Origin of the sequence: Pseudomonas helmanticensis (assembly GCF_900182985.1) — a bacterium.
Lineage (GTDB): Bacteria > Pseudomonadota > Gammaproteobacteria > Pseudomonadales > Pseudomonadaceae > Aquipseudomonas > Aquipseudomonas helmanticensis.
On record NZ_FXUY01000001.1, the window covers coordinates 2,824,738 to 2,843,136 of the forward strand.

At 60.5% G+C, this 18,399-nt stretch carries 16 protein-coding genes; 7 read left to right on the forward strand and 9 right to left on the reverse strand.

The genetic code is table 11. The features are described from left to right. Positions 1-5: 5 nt before the first annotated feature. The 5 genes from pcaF to pcaR form a co-directional block, all read right to left on the reverse strand. The gene (pcaF, locus tag QOL84_RS12615; RefSeq protein ID WP_283437408.1) at positions 6-1,211 is read right to left on the reverse strand and encodes a 3-oxoadipyl-CoA thiolase; all 1,206 of its coding nucleotides are present in this window, start codon (positions 1,209-1,211) and stop codon (positions 6-8) included. Next, positions 1,208-1,987 carry a CoA-transferase subunit beta gene (locus QOL84_RS12620; protein ID WP_283437409.1) on the reverse strand — a complete coding sequence of 260 codons (780 nt, stop codon included), beginning with the start codon at positions 1,985-1,987 and terminating at the stop codon, positions 1,208-1,210. The genes pcaF and QOL84_RS12620 overlap by 4 nt, the downstream gene beginning before the upstream one ends. Next, complete coding sequence (locus QOL84_RS12625) at positions 1,987-2,844, reverse strand: CoA transferase subunit A (protein WP_053117863.1); 858 nt, start codon at positions 2,842-2,844, stop codon at positions 1,987-1,989. Before QOL84_RS12625 ends, QOL84_RS12620 begins: the two co-directional genes overlap by 1 nt. A 290-nt stretch (positions 2,845-3,134) precedes the next feature. Beyond that, positions 3,135-4,481, reverse strand: a complete 1,347-nt coding sequence (gene pcaK, locus QOL84_RS12630) for a 4-hydroxybenzoate transporter PcaK (RefSeq protein WP_283437410.1) — start codon at positions 4,479-4,481, stop codon at positions 3,135-3,137. 293 nt (positions 4,482-4,774) lie between these two features. Beyond that, positions 4,775-5,617 (reverse strand): pca regulon transcriptional regulator PcaR, encoded by an 843-nt coding sequence (gene pcaR / locus QOL84_RS12635; protein ID WP_007917109.1) that lies wholly within the window; start codon positions 5,615-5,617, stop codon positions 4,775-4,777. Positions 5,618-6,284: 667 nt separating this feature from the next. Between pcaR and QOL84_RS12640 the strand changes: the two genes are divergently transcribed. Further along, a complete protein-coding gene (locus tag QOL84_RS12640; protein WP_008080067.1) occupies positions 6,285-6,485 on the forward strand; it encodes a hypothetical protein in 201 nt (66 codons plus the stop codon). Between the two features lie 374 nt (positions 6,486-6,859). Then, the gene (locus QOL84_RS12645) at positions 6,860-8,335 is read left to right on the forward strand and encodes an inorganic phosphate transporter (protein ID WP_129390214.1); all 1,476 of its coding nucleotides are present in this window, start codon (positions 6,860-6,862) and stop codon (positions 8,333-8,335) included. Positions 8,336-9,326: 991 nt separating this feature from the next. Here the strand turns inward: QOL84_RS12645 and ccoM are convergent. Together ccoM and QOL84_RS12655 are read right to left on the reverse strand one after the other, a co-directional pair. Continuing rightward, complete coding sequence (ccoM, locus tag QOL84_RS12650) at positions 9,327-9,440, reverse strand: cytochrome c oxidase subunit CcoM (RefSeq protein WP_003222396.1); 114 nt, start codon at positions 9,438-9,440, stop codon at positions 9,327-9,329. Between the two features lie 145 nt (positions 9,441-9,585). Beyond that, the gene (locus QOL84_RS12655; protein ID WP_283438679.1) at positions 9,586-9,942 is read right to left on the reverse strand and encodes a hypothetical protein; all 357 of its coding nucleotides are present in this window, start codon (positions 9,940-9,942) and stop codon (positions 9,586-9,588) included. Here QOL84_RS12655 and QOL84_RS12660 point away from each other — a divergent pair. The 3 genes from QOL84_RS12660 (at position 9,931) to QOL84_RS12670 (ending at position 12,564) form a co-directional block, all read left to right on the forward strand. Further along, positions 9,931-10,797, forward strand: a complete 867-nt coding sequence (locus tag QOL84_RS12660; RefSeq protein ID WP_283437411.1) for a LysR substrate-binding domain-containing protein — start codon at positions 9,931-9,933, stop codon at positions 10,795-10,797. The genes QOL84_RS12655 and QOL84_RS12660 overlap by 12 nt on opposite strands. An 88-nt stretch (positions 10,798-10,885) precedes the next feature. Then, complete coding sequence (locus QOL84_RS12665) at positions 10,886-11,356, forward strand: RidA family protein (RefSeq protein WP_283437412.1); 471 nt, start codon at positions 10,886-10,888, stop codon at positions 11,354-11,356. After that, positions 11,353-12,564, forward strand: a complete 1,212-nt coding sequence (locus QOL84_RS12670) for an aminotransferase class V-fold PLP-dependent enzyme (RefSeq protein ID WP_283437413.1) — start codon at positions 11,353-11,355, stop codon at positions 12,562-12,564. The genes QOL84_RS12665 and QOL84_RS12670 overlap by 4 nt, the downstream gene beginning before the upstream one ends. On the opposite strand, the gene QOL84_RS12675 is transcribed toward QOL84_RS12670, so the two are convergent. Beyond that, complete coding sequence (locus QOL84_RS12675) at positions 12,534-12,875, reverse strand: hypothetical protein (RefSeq protein ID WP_003222394.1); 342 nt, start codon at positions 12,873-12,875, stop codon at positions 12,534-12,536. The genes QOL84_RS12670 and QOL84_RS12675 overlap by 31 nt on opposite strands. A gap of 271 nt (positions 12,876-13,146) precedes the next feature. Here QOL84_RS12675 and rapA point away from each other — a divergent pair, with 271 nt between their 5' ends. Beyond that, positions 13,147-15,993, forward strand: a complete 2,847-nt coding sequence (gene rapA / locus QOL84_RS12680; RefSeq protein ID WP_283437414.1) for an RNA polymerase-associated protein RapA — start codon at positions 13,147-13,149, stop codon at positions 15,991-15,993. Between the two features lie 246 nt (positions 15,994-16,239). Here rapA and QOL84_RS12685 read toward each other — a convergent pair whose 3' ends face one another. Then, positions 16,240-17,589: a spinster family MFS transporter gene (locus QOL84_RS12685; protein ID WP_129390207.1), complete on the reverse strand. Its 1,350-nt coding sequence runs from the start codon at positions 17,587-17,589 to the stop codon at positions 16,240-16,242. A 301-nt stretch (positions 17,590-17,890) separates the two neighbouring features. Between QOL84_RS12685 and QOL84_RS12690 the strand changes: the two genes are divergently transcribed. Then, entirely contained in the window at positions 17,891-18,259 is a 369-nt protein-coding gene (locus QOL84_RS12690) for a YkgJ family cysteine cluster protein (protein WP_034155003.1), read from the forward strand. Positions 18,260-18,399: the final 140 nt, after the last annotated feature.

The window sequence follows — 18,399 nt, forward strand, 5'->3', positions numbered from 1 at the left end:
TTGCGTCAGACGCGTTCGATGGCCAAAGCCAGACCTTGGCCGACACCGACGCACATGGTCGCCAGACCTTTCTTGCCACCGGTCTTTTCCAACTGATGCAGCGCGGTCAGCACCAGCCGCGCACCGCTCATGCCCAACGGGTGACCAAGGGCAATCGCCCCGCCGTTCGGATTGACCTGCGCGGCGTCATCCGCCAGCCCCAATTCACGCAGCACCGCCAAACCTTGGCTGGCGAATGCTTCGTTGAGTTCGATCACATCGAAATCGCTGACCGCCACGCCGAGACGCTCGATCAGTTTGCGCACCGCCGGTACCGGGCCGATGCCCATCACGCGCGGCGCGACACCGGCGCTGGCCATGCCGAGCACTTTGGCGCGGGCGGTCAGGCCATGTTTTTTCACCGCTTCGGCGGACGCGAGAATCAGTGCGGCGGCACCGTCGTTGACGCCGGAGGCATTGCCGGCGGTGACGGTTTTGTCCGGGCCGTTGACCGGCTTCAATTTTGTCAGCGCTTCAATCGTGGTGTCGGCGCGCGGATGTTCATCCTGGCTGACCACGGTTTCGCCCTTCTTGTGCGCGATCCGCACTTCGACGATTTCTTCGGCGAAGTAACCGGCAGCCTGTGCGGCGGCCGTGCGTTGCTGACTGCGCAGTGCGAAAGCGTCTTGATCGGCGCGCGAGACTTTATAGTCGTCGGCGACGTTGTCAGCGGTCTGCGGCATCGCATCGACGCCGTATTGCGCCTTCATCAACGGGTTGATGAAACGCCAGCCGATGGTGGTGTCTTCCAGCTTCATGTTGCGCGAGAACGCCGCGTCAGCCTTGCCCATCACGAACGGTGCGCGCGACATCGACTCGACGCCACCGGCAATCGCCAGTTCCATCTCGCCGCTGGCGATCGCACGGAATGCGGTGCCGATGGCGTCCATGCCCGAAGCGCACAGACGATTGAGAGTCACGCCCGGCACGCTTTCCGGCAGGCCCGCCAACAGCAGCGCCATGCGTGCCACGTTGCGGTTGTCTTCGCCGGCCTGGTTGGCGCAGCCGAGGAACACTTCGTCGATGGCGCTCCAGTCCACCGAGGAATTGCGCTCCATCAGGGCCTTGATCGGCACGGCGGCCAGGTCATCAGCGCGCACGGCGGACAAACCGCCGCCGAAGCGGCCAATGGGTGTGCGAATCGCGTCGCAGATATAAACGTCACGCATCATGCTTCTCCCGGTGCCTGGCCGTGGGCGGCGGCGGTGCGCGCTTCGAGATCGCGCAGTGCGGTCAGTTCGACGTCGGTCGGTTCTGCGGTGGTTTCGACGTTGTCAGCAAAACGAATCGCCCAACCGGTGGCCGCAACCACTTGCTCGCGGGTTACGCCCGGATGCAGTGCGGTGACCACGAACTCGTGGGTGCGCTCTTCCGGCTCCATGATGCACAGGTCGGTGATGATCCCGACCGGCCCTGCGCCCGGCAGGCCCAGACGTTTGCGCGAATCGCCGCCCTCGCCGTGACCGACCGAGGTGATGAAATCGAGCTTGTCGACAAACGAACGCGCCGACTGTTTAAGGATGATCAACACGCTTTTTGCCGAGCCGGCAATTTCCGGCGCGCCACCGGCACCCGGCAGGCGCACTTTCGGCGAGAAGTAATCGCCGACCACGGTGGTGTTGATGTTGCCGAAACGGTCAACCTGCGCGGCGCCAAGAAAACCGACGTCGATGCGCCCGCCCTGCAGCCAATAGCGAAAAATCTCACCGGTCGGTACGACGGTGTCAGCAGTTTCCGCCAGTTCGCCGTCACCGATGGACAGCGGCAGCACGCTCGGCTTGGCGCCAATCGGGCCCGATTCGTAGATCAGCACCACGTCCGGCGACGAGGTCAGCCGCGCGAGGTTGGCGGCTTTCGACGGCAGGCCGATACCGACGAAGCACACCGAACCGTTCTTCAGGCGCCGGGCTGCGGCGACGGTCATCATTTCATTGGTGGTGTAAGTCATTACTTGGCCTCCGAAGCAGCGGCCAACTTGGCCTGGAACTCGCTGAAGTCAGCACAGCCATGGATGTATTCGTTGATCCACGCGGTAAACGTCTCACGGTCACGGGCGATCGGATCCCACGCTTGATAGAAACGATTGTCGCGCTCGTTGTAACCGTGGGCGTAGGACGGATGTGCGCCGCCGGGCACATGGCAGACCGCGCTCAAGGCCCAGGTCGGCAATACGCAAGAGTTCATCGGTGCGTTGAGGTTGTCGACGATTTCTTCGACGGTAACGATGCAACGCTTGGCAGCCAGTGCGGCTTCTTTCTGTACACCGAGAATGCCCCACAGCAGCACGTTGCCCTGGCGGTCGGCTTTCTGTGCGTGGATTACGGTGACGTCCGGGCGCACCGACGGCACCGCCGCCAACACTTCACCGGTGAACGGGCAGGTCACGGTTTTGATCAACGGGTTGACCTTCGGCAGATCGGAACCGGCGTAGGCGCGCAGCACCGCGAACGGTAGGCCGGAAGCGCCGGCGACGTAGGCATTGGCCAGGTCGGCGTGGCTGTGTTCTTCGATCTCCAGCGGCTGCGGCCATTGCTTCTCGACCGCGTCGCGCAGACGGTGCAGCGAACCCACGCCCGGGTTGCCGCCCCAGGAGAAGATCAGTTTGCGTGCGCAGCCGGCACCGATCAGTTGGTCGTAGATCAGGTCGGGCGTCATCCGCACCAGCGTCAGATCTTTCTTGCCCTGACGAATGATTTCATGACCCGCGGCCGTAGGGATCAAGTGAGTGAAGCCTTCGAGTGCGACGGTGTCGCCGTCGTTGACGAATTGCTTCACCGCGTCGTGCAGCGAAAGGATCTCAGCCATGGAGCGGGCTCCCGTTTTTGTAATGAATCGCCAGTGATAAAAAGGCGCGAGGGTTCAGCGCCGGAGTCACTGAAGATTAAGCCTGGGAAAAGTGCCAAACAATCCGATAATCGACTGAGTGTTCGTTTATCGAACAGATTGTTGTCAGCCTATCGTTCGGTACTGATCGTTCCCAACGCTCCGCGTGGGAATGCATCCCGGGACGCTCCGCGTCCCTTTCAAAGGCCGGAACGCGGAGCGTCCCTAGAGGCGTTCCCACGCAGAGCGTGGGAACGATGAGGCGCTGAAACTCAGGTCGCATCCGCATGGCTGACCATGCCTTTAATCACCACCGCCGTCGTCGCCAACGCCGCCGGAATCACCAACGCCGTCAACACCTGCTCGAAATTCCAGCCCAGGCCCAACAACGTCGCGCCCATCCACGCCCCGAGAATCGCGCCGAAACGACCGATCCCCAACATCCACGAGACACCGGTCGCCCGCCCCTGAGTCGGGTAGAACCGCGCCGCCAGCGACGGCATCGCCGATTGCGCACCGTTCACGCACATCCCCGCCACCAGCACCAGCGTCGCCAGCAAGGTGATATTCCCCAGGCTTTGCCCAACCGCGTAGGCAAACACCCCGGCCAGCAGGTAGAAAGTGCCGATGACCTTGTGCGGATTGAAGCGATCCATCGCCCATCCCACAGCCACCGCACTCAACACGCCACCAAACTGGAACAACGCACCGATGAACGCCGCTTGCTCCATGCTCGCGCCGCTGTCACGCATCAGCGTCGGCAGCCAGCTGGTCAGCAGATAAACAATCACCAGGCCCATGAAATAGGTCAGCCACAACAGCAAGGTGCCGGTGCTGTAGGTGCCGGAGAAGATCACGGCGAAAACGTTGCGCGCCTTGACGGTTTTCTGTTCCGGCACGCTGAAGCTGGAGGCTTGGGCGACGGTAACCGGGTCAATCGGCGCCAGGGTCTTGCGGATCTTGTCGGTGCCACGGTTACGGACTACAAGGTAGCGCGCCGATTCCGGCAGCCAGAACAGCAGCACCACGGCGAGAATCAGCGGCAGGATCCCGCCGATCAGCAGCAGGCTGTGCCAGCCGAACGCCGGGATCAGCTTGGCGGAAATGAACCCACCGCCAGCCATGCCTAGGTTGAAACCGCAGAACATGCTGGTCACCAGCAGGGATTTCTTGCGCTCCGGGGTGTATTCCGAGAGCAATGTGGTGGCATTGGGCATCCCCGCACCCAGACCGAGGCCAGTGAGGAAGCGCAGCACCAGCAATTGTTCGACGTTATTGCTGTAAGCCGACGCGAGACTGAAAGCACCGAACAGCAGCACCGCGCCAACGAGTACGACTTTTCGCCCGAAGCGGTCAGCCAAAGGGCCGGAGCCCAATGCGCCGAAGACCATGCCGATCAGCGCGGCGCTCATCACCGGGCCGAGGCTGGCACGGTCGATACCCCAGTCCTGCGACAGCGCCGGGGCGATGAAGCCCATCGCCGCAGTGTCGAGGCCGTCGAGGAAGACAATCAGGAAACACAGGATCACCACCCGCCATTGATAGCGCGAGATCGGTTGGGCATTGATGAAGGTCTGCACATCGAGGCATTGACCTACAGCGGACTGAGGCTGGTTCATTATTTTTATTCCACGCAAAAAACGCAGTCGAACGACGGCCGGCCAACGAGCGGCACGGGCACAAGATTAGAAGGTCTGGATCAGGCGTTGCGGTGAACCCGGCAACAGCGGATGGGGCTGAGACAGTCGGGGAACATGCGCATGGGGAGTTGCCTCTTGTCATTATTATCGGAGTCGACAGTCCGGCGGCTCATTCACATCAGTGCCGGATGACGCTGCCGCGACATTAATGATCCGGGGGTTTTAGCGTCAATTCGATAAACGCAACACTGTGCGTTTATCGAACAGCTTCATCAGGCAAACAATTGTGCACTGAGGTCGCGACTGGCACTCAACAGCCCCGGCAGAAAGCGCTGCTCCAGCTCGGTACGGCTGACACGACCGGCATGGGTGCTGACGTTGAGCGCCGCCACCACTTGGCCCGAGGCATCATAAACCGGCACGGCGATCGAGCGCAGACCCTGTTCCAGTTCCTGATCGACGATGCACCAGCCCTGCTGCCGGACTTCCTGCAAACATTCGAGCAAAGCGTCGGGGGTGTGGATCGTACGGCTGGTCTTGGCAACGAGTTCGGCGTGGTCGAGGTATTCGCGCAGCGACGTGTCATCGAGCGCCGCCAGCAGAATTCGGCCCATCGAGGTGCAATACGCCGGCAGACGTCCGCCCACCGACAGATCCACCGATATCAGCCGCTGGGTGGTCGCCGAGCGCGCGATGTAGAGGATGTCATCGCCTTCCAGCGTGGCCATGTTGCAGGCTTCATGCAATTGCTCGCTCATGCGATCGAGATAAGGCTGCGCGGACACCGCCAACGGTGTCGAGGATAAATAAGCATGACCGAGGGTCAGCACTTTCGGCAGCAGCGAATAGGTGCGCCCGTCGGTGGTGGCGTAGCCGAGCTTGATCAACGTGTGTAGGCAACGGCGCACCGCGGCGCGGGGAATTTCCGTGCGGTGGCTGATCTGCGCGATGGTCAGATGCCGCTTGCGCTCCTGAAACGCCTGCACCACTGCCAGGCCACGGGCCAGCGAGGTCATGAAGTCCGGATCACCGGTCAGCGCCTGAATCCGCTTGGCTGGCGAGGCGACTATCGGCGGCGCCACTGAGGTGAAGGAGTTGCGCATTTGATCGTTCATTTCCTGTCCTTTTTTGCGGATACCGCACGGATCAATCGCTATACAAGCGGCTAGCCGACAGATGCACAAGGGCTGAGACGCCAAGATTGGGCGATTATCGAACCGCCGACCGATAATCGCAATGCAGCGGGGGATTGCCGATCTGCGCGGTTGAGACGCTCGTGCAACCTCAGCGGTAAACTGCACCCGTCTTTTAGTTGATCGACTAAATGGCGCCAAAAACACATCGCACGGTAAATAACGCAGTAAATAACGCCAGGCCTGCACTGCAACTAGTGAGAAAAGTTGCGAGTAACAAAACGATCACACATCCAGAACCGTTTTTAACTTGGCAAAGATAGTCATTCCCGAATCGACCGCTATAATGCGTTCAGTGGCAGCCTGTTTTTAATCACCGAGGTTGTCACCGCTGACGCGATGCCATCGCTGTCGGACCCGGCCAGCGCCTGACGCTCATTACTCATGCAACGCCAACGCTCGCTGAAACAGGAAACTGATGCTGCGTCAGTTTTAATCTGGTGCCGTAGCCGCCTGTAACATGGAAGTCTTGATCGCCCTGTCGATGACACCAATGCCTGCACAGGCGTTGCGCATTCGACAGGTCCGCTCAATCGATTTGTTGCAGCGCGTTCACCAGACATTCAACTCAACTCAAACAGGTAGCACTGTGACGAAAGACGAACTGCGCGCGGAACTTGAGCGCCAGGAACAACGTTACAAGGAAGTTTACGGCGGGGAAGTCACCACCTACGCCGCCCAGCCCGAACCGGAACGCAAAGCATGGCGTAAACGCCCAACCGTTCAGGATCAGGTCTTCAAGCAGGAAATCGAAAAGATCGAAAAGGAACTCAAAGCCGAAGAGCCATGAGCCCCGGTGTTTGAATCTTTCGAGGGTAAGCGTGCGCACCGGTTACAAGCGCGGTGCATGGACCTTGCCTTGCGCGCCCGCTACCCGCGGGCAGCGGCTATCTCCCCGTCCTACAGGGTAAAGGGGAGCTTCCTACAGGTTTCATAGATATTTCAGACAAGCGTTTGAGCCTTCGCCGCGCCAGCAAAATCGCCTGTAAAAAATGCGCTTTCCCAATAAAATCAATGGGTTGAAAAACCCTGTGTGGCGCTTGGTTTTAATGCGCTGCAACAAATTAAATCGAAGAAGATTGTTACCAACGAGCAGGTAGGGCATCGATTTCCAGTCTTTTCTGGCATAATCGCGCCCCCTTACGACCGGGTCAGAAAACCTTCATGATCGATTTATTCAGCGGACTGGATGCTTGGGTGCTTGTGAGCCTCTTGCTCGCCCTGACATTTGTCCTCGCCTTCGAGTTCATCAATGGATTTCATGACACCGCTAACGCGGTAGCCACTGTTATCTACACCAAAGCCATGCCGCCTCATCTGGCGGTGTTCTTCTCCGGTGTGTTCAATTTCCTCGGCGTGCTGCTGGGCGGCGTTGGCGTGGCGTATGCCATCGTCCACTTGCTGCCGGTTGAGCTGCTGATCAATGTGAACACCGGCCATGGCCTGGCGATGGTGTTCTCGTTGCTCGCCGCGGCAATCGCCTGGAACCTTGGCACCTGGTACTTCGGTATCCCGGCGTCCAGCTCGCACACGCTGATCGGATCGATCCTCGGTGTCGGCCTGGCCAACGCCCTGATCAACGACATTCCGCTGGCCGACGGCGTGAACTGGCAGAAAGCGATCGACATCGGCGCCTCACTGGTGTTCTCGCCGATGGCCGGCTTCCTGATCGCCGCGCTGATCCTGATCGGTCTGAAATGGTGGCGCCCGCTGTCGAAGATGCACAAGACACCGGAACAACGCCGCAAACTCGACGACAAGAAGCACCCACCGTTCTGGAACCGCCTGGTCCTGGTGATCTCGGCCATGGCCGTGAGCTTCGTGCACGGCTCCAACGATGGTCAGAAAGGCATTGGCCTGATCATGCTGGTGCTGATCGGTATCGTTCCTGCACAGTTCGTCCTCGACCTGAACAGCACCACGTACCAGATCGAACGCACCCGCGATGCGACCCTGCACCTGAGCCAGTTCTACCAGCGCAATGCCGATTCGCTGGGTGAATTCCTGGCCTTGGGTAAAAGCGTGGAAGGCGACCTGCCGGAGAAATTCCGCTGCAACCCGCAGCAGACCGAACCGACCATCAGCGCCCTGCTGCATACGCTTAAAGGTGTAGCCGACTACCATTCGCTGTCGTCGGACAGCCGTGTCGAAGTTCGTCGCTACCTGCTGTGCCTGGACGATACCGCGAAGAAAGTCAGCAAGTTGCCGGTTCTGGATGCCCGTGAAAAGGCTGACCTCGACAAGTTGCGCAAGGATCTGACCACCACCACTGAATACGCGCCGTTCTGGGTGATTCTGGCAGTTGCACTGGCCTTGGGCCTGGGCACCATGGTGGGCTGGAAACGTGTGGTACTGACCATTGGCGAGAAGATCGGCAAGCAGGGCATGACCTATTCTCAGGGCATGTCGGCGCAGATCACTACGGCCAGTTTGATTGGTCTGGCCAACATCTTCAGCCTGCCGGTGTCGACCACTCACGTTCTGTCTTCGGGCGTGGCGGGGACCATGGTCGCGAACAAGAGCGGTCTGCAGGGTGGGACTGTTCGCACCATTCTGCTGGCGTGGGTGTTGACCCTGCCGGCGACGGTGGCGCTGTCGGCCGGGTTGTTCTGGCTGGCGTCGAAGGCGCTGGGTAGTTGATAGATAGCTGTATATGAAGAAGGCGCGATTCTTTGGGATCGCGCCTTTTTTTTGGTTCGGGGGTTGGGGTTGGGGGCATATCCGTTGCTGCGGTGATGGCTGCTGGCGGTTTCGCTCTTACAGCGAGTTACCTTTTCCAAACGCCGAAAAGGTAACCCAAAAGGCTTAGCCCCGGCGTACGGCACTTCGCTGAGGCTCAGTGTTCCCTCGCTACGGTGTCCATCCGGGGGCATCGCCTACGGTTTGCTGCGCTGCACCTCCTCTCGATGTATGCGCTACGCCGCACGGCGCTACGCGCCTACCCCCGGATGAACACCTTCGCTCGGCCTGCCGAAGGGGCAAAAGATCAAAAACCAAAGCAAGATCAAAAACCAGATCGAAAGCCCCTCACCCTAGCCCTCTCCCGGAGGGAGAGGGGACTGACCGAGGTGTTTGGTAGAGTTACGCCGACGTGAAAGTCCGAGTTGAACGCAAATTTTCACAGGCCCACCATCGGCTCCCTCTCCCTCGGGAGAGGGCTGGGATGAGGAGCAAGAGCACCACAAACCCAAAGCCGAACACCCGCTTTTCACCACTCAATAGGCCGAGTGTCAGCTCGCCTGCTTTTGATCGTGATCTGTAAGGCGACGTCGGAAGGCTGAGTGGAGGGATTGATCCGGGCGTGGGAGCGCAGCGACCGTTTGGCGAAGCCAAACACAGCGGAAGGAGGTGCAGCGAAGCAAACCGTAGACGCTGCGCCCGGATCGATCCCGGAGCGAAGGAACCCGAGCCTGCGAGGGCCGAACGCAGGAGCAAGCCTTTTGGGTTACCTTTTTGGCGCTTGAAAAAGGTGACCCACCGTAAGGGCGGAACCGTAATCAGCAACACCCGCAAAAACGGATATTCACCCAGAACCCCAGGAGCATGGTCGGCCCACAGGCCGCCAAGACAAAAAAAAAGGGGCAACCGAAGTCGCCCCAAAATGCCTTGCGTGCTCATCACTCCAGAAGAATCACTTCTTGCGCTTATTCGCGTCCTTCCAGATAAAAAATCCAAACCCTGCAAAAAACAGAACCATCAGCCCTACAGTCAGGACCCCGGCAAACACCACGTTATCGAAAAACATGACTGGCCTCCTGGCCCCTGCTCTGCTGCGATGGGACTAAGTTACCAAACACACAGGCGCACAAATTGACCGGGATCAATGCCAGCAACGAAGGGAGATAAAGGCGAGAAAATAACTGACCTGCATCAACGGATGCAGGGGGAGATCAACGCTTTTTCGGCTTGCTCTTCGACTTTTTCTTGGTTTTGCCCAACGGCATGGCCTGTTCGAAAGCCTGACGCACTTCGTTCAGGCGCTTCTCTTTAATGTCATGCACACGCTTGGCGCGTTCAGTGCTGAGGTCGATCAGTTTGTCGTCTTGGCTCATGGCATTCGGTACATCGCTGGAAAGGATCACAACTGCCACATCACCGGCAGGACTGCGCCAATAATGCAGCCTGACGCCAGCGCTGACCAGCCATTGCCAGCAGCGGCAGATAACAATTGATGTACCAAACGACAGTTTTGCCCGCAGAATCTGCGCTTTGCGCCAAACCCGAGGATGTTTGCCGTGCCTTTGCATCAGGATCTGCCACCGTTGATGGCCCTGCGCGTATTTGAAGCCGTGGCCCGCCATTTGAGTTTCATCAAGGCAGCCGATGAATTGTCGGTGACCCAGAGTGCGATCAGCCATCAGGTGCACAAACTCGAAGCGTTTCTGGATCAGCGGCTGTTTGTCCGGCGCACCCGAGCAATCGACCTGACATCCGCCGGCGCGGCCTACTATCGCCAGATCGAACCGGCCCTCAGCGCCATCGCCGCCGCCAGCCGCGAACTGCGTGGCAATCAACGCACAACCTTGCGGATCGGCCTGCTGGCATCCTTTGCCACCTTGTGGCTGGCCTCGCGACTCAGCGACTTCAGGGCCAAACACCCCGACATCCATGTCGAACTGATCCCCGCCGTGCACTTGGCGGACGTCAAAGGTGGCGAGGTCGATCTGGCCATTCGTTACGGCAAGGGTCATTGGCCGGACGTACAGGCCCGACGCTTCATGACCGAAACGCTGACGCCGGTGTGCAGCCCGGCCTTCAAGCGTCAGGGTGTGCAAAACGGCCCCCTGCTGATGGCCAAATCGCTGCAACCATTCGAATGGACTGACTGGAGCCAGCACAGCGCAATCGATCTGACGCAGGTGCCGAGCGTCATGCTGCACGACTACAACATCGTGGTCGAATCAGCCGTCGCCGGTCAGGGCATCGCCATGGGCCGGCACTGCCTGATCGCCCGCCGTCTCAACGACGGCACGCTGGTGCCGGCCTTTGATACCGAACCTCTGCGGGGCGAGATCGGTTATTGGCTGGTGACGCCGGATCGTCCTTTGTCGGCGCCGGCGGCGTGCTTCAGCCAGTGGCTGGATGAAGCAGCAGACGCATGAGCCATTTCGATTCATCGAATTAGATCTATGCGTTTGTCGCCCTTGCTTCGCTTCAACATGCTGGAGCCTTCATTCAGGAGGTCTCAACATGAGCGAATCTCTCAGCCAGCGTATCGAACAACTCGGGCTGCGCCTGCCAGCGCCGAGCCAACCCATTGCCAACTACGTCAGCCATGTTGTCAGTCGAAACCAGTTGTTCATCTCGGGACAGATTCCGATGCTGGATGGCAAACCTGCATTCATCGGGCGGCTCGGTGAAGCCATCAGCGAAGCAGAGGGGATCGACGCCGCCGAACTCGCCGCTCTGGGTTTGCTGGCCCAATTGAGCGATGCCCTCGGTGATGATCTTTCGAAACTGGTGAGAATTATCCGCCTTGGTGTGTTTATCGCCGCCGATCCCGAATTCCAGCGTCAAGGTGTGGTCGCCAATGGCGCGTCCAACCTGCTGGTCAATGCGCTGGGCGACAAGGGCCGGCATGTCCGCACCGCCGTCGGCGTCTCCAGCCTGCCGAGTGGCGTGGCGGTAGAGCTCGACGCGATTTTCGAGCTCAAGCCGTGAACATCGAGGAAGTCGAACGCCAGCGGACAGCCACGCCCGGTTGCGCGCGGATCATTCACTTCAACCACGCTGGCTCCTCACTGCCGAGCCAGGCCACCCTTGATGCGATTGTCGAGCAATTGCAACGCGAAGCACTCGGTGGACCGATGGAAGCCGCCGACCTGCAGATTCAGCAACGGGCGCGCACCGCCGCCGCTCGCCTGTTGAATGCCGAACCCGAGAGCATCGCCTTCGCCAGCAGCGGCTCGGCAGCATGGAGTCAGGCCTTCAATGCGCTGGGGCCTTGGCAAGCGGGTGAGCGGATTCTGGTCGGGCGCCATGAATGGGCCGGCAATCTGGCGTGCATCGCTGAGGCAGTAAAAGCCGGCGCGCGTCTGGAGGTCATTCCCTGCGATGCCCACGGCGCGGTTGATCCGCAGGCACTGGCGCAGATGATCGACCGCAACGTGCGGCTGATCGCGTTGACCTGGTTGCCCGCCAACGGCGGCCTGATCAATCCCGCCGCGCAGATTGGTCAGGTCGCGCAACGACACGGCATTGCCTACTTCATCGATGCGGGCCAGGCGTTGGGGCAGTTGCCGTGCGATGTGCAGACCTTGCACTGCGATGTGCTCAAAGGCGCGGGACGCAAATACCTTCGAGGCCCGCGTGGCACCGCGCTGCTTTATGTACGACCGGGTTTCATGCAACGTTTGCTGCCCATGCAGCGCGATGTGCTGTCGGCGCCATGGGACGGCCAACGGTTTACCTTGCGCGAGGATGCCCGACGTTTCGAAACCAGTGAAGTGTCATTGGCACTGCTGGCCGGACTGGCCAATGCGCTAGAGGAACACAACCGGCTCGGCGCGCAGGCCATTCGCCGGCGAATCGAGCAGATGAGTCGCGCGTTGCGCCAACGTTTGAGGGACATTCGCGGATTGGCATTGCACGATCTCGGCCGCGAGCATCAGCAATCCGGCCTGATCGCTTTTACGCTTGAGGGCTGGAACTGCGTGGCGTTGAAACAGGCGCTGGCGACGCGAGGGATCAACATTGGTGCCAATGGCGTGGCTTATACGCCGCTGGATATGCAGGCGCGAGGGATTGAGAGCATCGCGCGGATTTCCCTGAGCTATCTGAACACCGAGGCAGAAATCGACGTCTTGCTGGCACACTTGAGTGAACTCGCCGCCCAGCCTCAAATCTCGATATCGACCCACAACCCCTGACGCGGCTGATCTTCCATCAGTGGCACCACCGGCACGGTATTGTCGGCATTGAGCTCGGTGCCAGGCACGGCCAGATGCTCTTCGGGATCTTCATCGGCTTCGCGCCGACGGCGATCACGTTCCTGCTGGCGGCGCTGTTCTTCGCGCGCCAGCAGGCGATCCTCTTCCGGATCGCGCTTTTGCAGATCGATCGTACTTTCGTTGGAGCTTTCCTGCACCGGCACCACCGGAGGAATGTCCGGCCGCTGGCGGATCGGATCCTGCTGGGAAGTGATCGGCACAGCGCTCAGGGGGAGCATCGGTGGCAACATATAAAGGGTCTCCTGTCAGCAGGCTATCGGCTGCGGCAAAGGCGCCTTGAGCCACTGGTCGCAAATCTGTGACGCACTTGGCACCTGCAGGAGCTGCAGGAGCTGCCGGAGCTGCCGCAGGCTGCGATCTTTTAATGGGACAACACGGATTCCAAGTGTTCCCCAAGATCAGAAGATCGCAGCCTGCGGCAGCTCCTACCCAGTAATCTTTGGCCCTGAAGCCTGCATTCCGTTAAGATAGCCCGCTTTTTCAAGGTGGGAGTCAGGCAGCATGGCGCAGCAGTATCAACCGGGGCAACGCTGGATCAGTGACAGCGAAGCAGAGCTTGGTTTAGGCACCGTTCTGGCACAGGACGGCCGCTTGTTGACCGTGCTTTACCCGGCCACTGGCGAAACCCGCCAGTACGCGCTACGGAATGCGCCCCTGACCCGCGTGCGGTTCTCGCCGGGTGACAGCATCACCCACTTCGAAGGCTGGAAGATGACCGTGCAGCAAGTCGACGACGTCGACGGCCTGATGGTCTATCACGGTCTCAACGGGCAGAACGAAGCCGTCACCCTGCCGGAAACCCAACTGTCGAACTTCATCCAGTTCCGTCTGGCCAGCGACCGTCTGTTCGCCGGGCAGATCGACCCGCTGGCGTGGTTCTCGCTGCGTTACAACACCCTCGAACACACCAGCCGCCAGTTGCAATCGTCGCTCTGGGGCCTGGGTGGCGTGCGTGCGCAACCGATCGCGCACCAATTGCACATCGCCCGTGAAGTCGCTGACCGTATTGCGCCGCGCGTTCTGCTGGCGGACGAAGTGGGTCTGGGTAAAACCATCGAAGCCGGTCTGGTGATCCATCGCCAACTGCTCTCGGGCCGCGCCAACCGCGTGCTGATCCTCGTTCCGGAAAACCTCCAGCACCAGTGGCTGGTCGAGATGCGCCGCCGCTTCAACCTGCAAGTCGCGCTGTTCGACGAAGAACGCTTCATCGAAAGCGATGCCGCCAACCCGTTCGAAGACACCCAACTGGCGCTGGTCGCGCTGGAATGGCTGGTCGATGACGAGAAAGCGCAGGACGCTCTGTTCGCCGCCGGTTGGGATCTGCTGGTGGTCGACGAAGCCCACCACTTGGTCTGGCACGAAGAAAAAGCCAGCGCCGAATACTCGCTGGTCGAGCAACTCGCCGAAGTCATCCCGGGCGTGCTGCTGCTCACCGCCACCCCGGAACAACTCGGCCAGGACAGCCACTTCGCCCGTCTGCGCCTGCTCGACCCGAACCGTTTCCATGACCTGGCTGCCTTCCGCGCCGAGAGCGACAACTATCGCCCGGTGGCCGAAGCCGTGCAGGAACTGCTCGACAAGGGCCGTCTCTCGGCCAAAGCGCACAAAACCATTCAGGGTTTCCTCGGCAATGAAGGCGAAGCACTGCTGACCGCGGTCAACGACGGCGATACTGAAGCCAGCGCCCGCCTCGTCCGCGAACTGCTTGACCGTCACGGCACCGGCCGCGTGCTGTTCCGTAACACCCGCGCGGCCGTGCAGGGTTTCCCGGAGCGCAAACTGCATCCGTACCCGCTGCCGTGCCCGGACGAATACCTCGAACTGCCGCTGGGCGATCACGCCGAGCTGTACCCGGAAGTCAGCTTCCAGTCGCAGCCAGACGCCAGCGAAGAAGAACGCTGGTGGAAATTCGACCCGCGCGTCGAGTGGCTGATCGATCAGCTGAAAATGCTCAAGCGCACCAAAGTGCTGGTGATCTGCGCCCACGCCGAAACCGCAATGGACCTGGAAGACGCCCTGCGCGTGCGTTCCGGCATCCCGGCCACGGTGTTCCATGAAGGCATGAACATCCTTGAGCGTGACCGCGCCGCCGCGTACTTCGCCGACGAAGAGTTTGGCGCGCAAGTGCTGATCTGCTCGGAAATCGGCAGTGAGGGTCGCAACTTCCAGTTCGCTCACCACCTGGTACTGTTCGATCTGCCGTCGCACCCGGACCTGCTCGAGCAGCGTATCGGTCGTCTCGACCGGATCGGCCAGAAGCACATCATCGAACTGCACGTGCCGTACCTGGAAACCAGCCCGCAAGAGCGCCTGTTCCAGTGGTATCACGAAGCGTTGAACGCGTTCCTCAACACCTGCCCGACCGGCAACGCCTTGCAGCACCAGTTCGGCCCGCGCCTGCTGCCGCTGCTCGAAGAAGCTGATGATAGCGAGTGGCAAGCGCTGATCGACGAAGCGCGCACCGAGCGCGAGCGTCTCGAAGCCGAGCTGCACACCGGTCGCGACCGTCTGCTGGAACTCAATTCCGGCGGCGCTGGCGAAGGTGAAGCGCTGGTCGAAGACATCCTTGAGCAAGACGATCAGTTCGCCCTGCCGATCTACATGGAAACCCTGTTCGACGCGTTCGGCATCGACAGCGAAGACCATTCGGAAAACGCGCTGATCCTCAAGCCGAGCGAGAAAATGCTCGACGCCAGCTTCCCGCTGGGCGACGACGAAGGCGTGACCATCACTTACGACCGCAATCAGGCGCTGTCGCGCGAAGACATGCAGTTCATCACCTGGGAACACCCGATGGTGCAGGGCGGCATGGACCTGGTGCTGTCCGGTTCGATGGGCAACACCGCCGTCGCGCTGATCAAGAACAAAGCGTTGAAGCCAGGCACCGTGCTGCTGGAATTGCTGTATGTCAGCGAAGTGGTTGCCCCGCGTTCGCTGCAACTGGGCCGTTACCTGCCGCCGGCTGCGCTGCGCTGCTTGCTGGATGCCAATGGCAACGACCTGTCGCCTCGCGTCTCGTTCGAAACGCTGAACGATCAGCTGGAAAGCGTGCCGCGTGCCAGCGCCAACAAGTTCATCCAGGCCCAGCGCGATCAACTGACGCCACGGATCAACGCCGGTGAAGACAAGATCGCCCCGCGTCACGCCGAGCGCGTGGCCGAGGCCCGTCGCCGTCTGGCGGCCGACACCGACGAAGAACTGGCGCGCCTGACCGCGTTGCAAGCGGTCAACCCGACCGTACGTGACAGCGAACTGGTGGCGCTGCGTGAGCAGCGTGAGCAGGGTCTGGCGATGCTGGATAAAGCGGCGTTGCGTCTGGAAGCGATTCGGGTGTTGGTGGCGGGTTAAACCGCCCCGCTCCACCGCCAAAAACAACAAGGCCCGCAGCGATGCGGGCCGATCGTTCCCACGCTCCGCGTGGGAATGCCTCAAGGGACGCTCCGCGTTCCAGCTCTGGAAAGGGACGCAGAGCGTCCCGGGCTGCATTCCCACGCAGAGCGTGGGAACGATCAAGCAAAGATCGCAGCCTTCGGCAGCTCCTACAGGAAACCGCATTCCCATGTAGGAGCTGCCGAAGGCTGCGATCTTTTGATCTCAAGCAGTCGCCGCCACAACCTCTGGCTCAACCACCGCCACCAGCCCCTCCTTCATCCGCTGCGCATCGCGCACAAAACACCGCGCTGCCATAAACAGAAAAACCATGGTCAAGAACAGCGCCACCGGAATCAGATACATCGCATCATGCAGCCCGACCGCTTTGAACGCCTCGGTCATCTGCTCAGCGCCCGCCGAGAGCATCGCCGTGTGGGCGAAGTGATCGGACAAGCCACCGACCACCACCGGTCCCAAACCACCACCGAGCAAATACAACCCGGCAAAGAACAACGCCATCGCCGTCGCCCGCAGGCGCGGTTCGACCACGTCCTGAATCGCCGTGTAAACACAGGTGTAGAAGTTGTAGGCAAACAGCCAACCAACACTGAATACCGCGACAAACACACCGATCTCGATACGCCCGGCATGCAGCGCCCACGCCGTGCACAGCGTCGAAATAATCAGGCTGAACGCCGCGAACAGCAGTCGCCCGTTGGCCACGCGCTGGTGAATCTTGTCGGCAATCCAGCCGCCCAGCGTCAAACCCACCAGCCCGGTGACGCCGACGATCATCCCGGTGGCCACCGCCGCTTCCTGCAATGGCATGAGGAAATAGCGCTGCAGCATCGGCACCAGAAATGAGTTGCAGGCATAAGTCGCGAAGTTGAAGCACAACCCGGCCAGCACCAGCCAGAGAAAGGTCGGCACCGCGAGAATCCGCCGGATCGGCTTGTCGACTCGCTCTTGCGAAACCTGCACGGATTCCGCCGCGCCGCGCTTCGGCTCTTTAATGAAGAACATGAAGATCGCGAGGATCAGCCCCGGCACCGCCGCAATAAAGAACGGCGCGCGCCAGCTGTCGAACGCCTTGACCATCGCGCCGATGGTGAAGAACGCCAACAACAGACCCAGCGGCAGACCGAGCATGAAAATGCCCATCGCCCGCGCCCGACGATGCGCCGGGAACAAATCGCCGATCAGCGAGTTGGCCGCCGGCGCGTAACTGGCTTCACCGATGCCGATGCCCATGCGCACGATCAAGAAGCTCCAGAAACTGCCGACCAGTCCGTTGACCGCCGTCAGCGCGCTCCACGTCGCCAGGCCCCAGCCCATCAGTTTGCGCCGCGAGCCGGTGTCGGCCATGCGCCCCAAAGGCAGGCCGGCGATCGCGTAGACAATGGTGAATGCCGTACCGACAATCCCCAGTTGAAAATCGCTGAGGTGCCACTCCATGCGGATCGGTTCGATGATGATCGCCGGAATGGTGCGGTCGAAGAAGTTGAACAGGTTGGCGAGGAACAGCAGGAACAGAATGCGCCAGGCATTCGCCGCTTGGGTCGAGTTCTGCATGGGTCCGTCTCTTTATTGTTATAGGGCTTCACTGCCAACGCATCCGAGCCCGGAACCTGCAATCTAGTCAGCCCGTCGGAAGCTGTCTGTGATCATTCGTCTGCCTGATATCGGGCCATGCCACTGTAACGAAACGTAAGCCCTTGATAAGTCTGCAATCCCCCGAAAACCGGGGCTTTTGCAGCAAAATCCTGGCACAAAAAAATAGTTTCGCGCCCCCCTTCCCAACGCTGTGGCGAAGCCTAGAATAGCCGCCGGATCCGTCCGGATCTCCCGATCAATCCCTTTGATACCCCCGTCCATGTCCGAAGTCAGTCCGTGTCTGAATTGCGGTGCCTGTTGTTCCCATTTTCGTGTGTCTTTTTTCTGGGGTGAATGCGCGTCCTCCGGCGGCACGGTGCCCGATGAACTGGTCACGCAGATCAGCCCGAGCCGGGTGGCGATGAACGGCACCGACTGCAAATCGCCACGCTGCACGGCATTGGTCGGCGAGGTCGGCAGCGAGGTGAAGTGCTCGATTTATGAATTGCGCTCCAGCCCTTGCCGCGAGTTCGAATCGTCTTGGGAAAACGGCGAACAGAATGTCGATTGCGACAAGGCCCGTGCACGCTTCGGCTTGCCGCCGCTGCAACCGGACTGGGCGCAAATCCCATTCGAACAGATCGCCTGAGCCTTTAGCGCCAATCGCTATGACGCTAATGACGAAATCATTAGCGCCAATGTGCCACTACCGCTTGCTCCCTGAAAACCGCCTCTATACTCCAGTCATTCGCCTGCGTTCACCGCGCAGTCAGGACGACTTCAGAGACG

Bases quoted from the DNA above. Each gene is read 5' to 3' on its own strand.
- pcaF (WP_283437408.1), bottom strand. From the start codon at position 1,211: ATGATGCGTGACGTTTATATCTGCGACGCGATTCGCACACCCATTGGC.
- QOL84_RS12620 (WP_283437409.1), bottom strand. From the start codon at position 1,987: ATGACTTACACCACCAATGAAATGATGACCGTCGCCGCAGCCCGGCGC.
- QOL84_RS12625 (WP_053117863.1), bottom strand. From the start codon at position 2,844: ATGGCTGAGATCCTTTCGCTGCACGACGCGGTGAAGCAATTCGTCAAC.
- pcaK (WP_283437410.1), bottom strand. From the start codon at position 4,481: ATGAACCAGCCTCAGTCCGCTGTAGGTCAATGCCTCGATGTGCAGACC.
- pcaR (WP_007917109.1), bottom strand. From the start codon at position 5,617: ATGAACGATCAAATGCGCAACTCCTTCACCTCAGTGGCGCCGCCGATA.
- QOL84_RS12645 (WP_129390214.1), top strand. From the start codon at position 6,860: ATGATCGATTTATTCAGCGGACTGGATGCTTGGGTGCTTGTGAGCCTC.
- ccoM (WP_003222396.1), bottom strand. From the start codon at position 9,440: ATGTTTTTCGATAACGTGGTGTTTGCCGGGGTCCTGACTGTAGGGCTG.
- QOL84_RS12655 (WP_283438679.1), bottom strand. From the start codon at position 9,942: ATGCAAAGGCACGGCAAACATCCTCGGGTTTGGCGCAAAGCGCAGATT.
- QOL84_RS12665 (WP_283437412.1), top strand. From the start codon at position 10,886: ATGAGCGAATCTCTCAGCCAGCGTATCGAACAACTCGGGCTGCGCCTG.
- QOL84_RS12675 (WP_003222394.1), bottom strand. From the start codon at position 12,875: ATGTTGCCACCGATGCTCCCCCTGAGCGCTGTGCCGATCACTTCCCAG.
- rapA (WP_283437414.1), top strand. From the start codon at position 13,147: ATGGCGCAGCAGTATCAACCGGGGCAACGCTGGATCAGTGACAGCGAA.
- QOL84_RS12685 (WP_129390207.1), bottom strand. From the start codon at position 17,589: ATGCAGAACTCGACCCAAGCGGCGAATGCCTGGCGCATTCTGTTCCTG.
- QOL84_RS12690 (WP_034155003.1), top strand. From the start codon at position 17,891: ATGTCCGAAGTCAGTCCGTGTCTGAATTGCGGTGCCTGTTGTTCCCAT.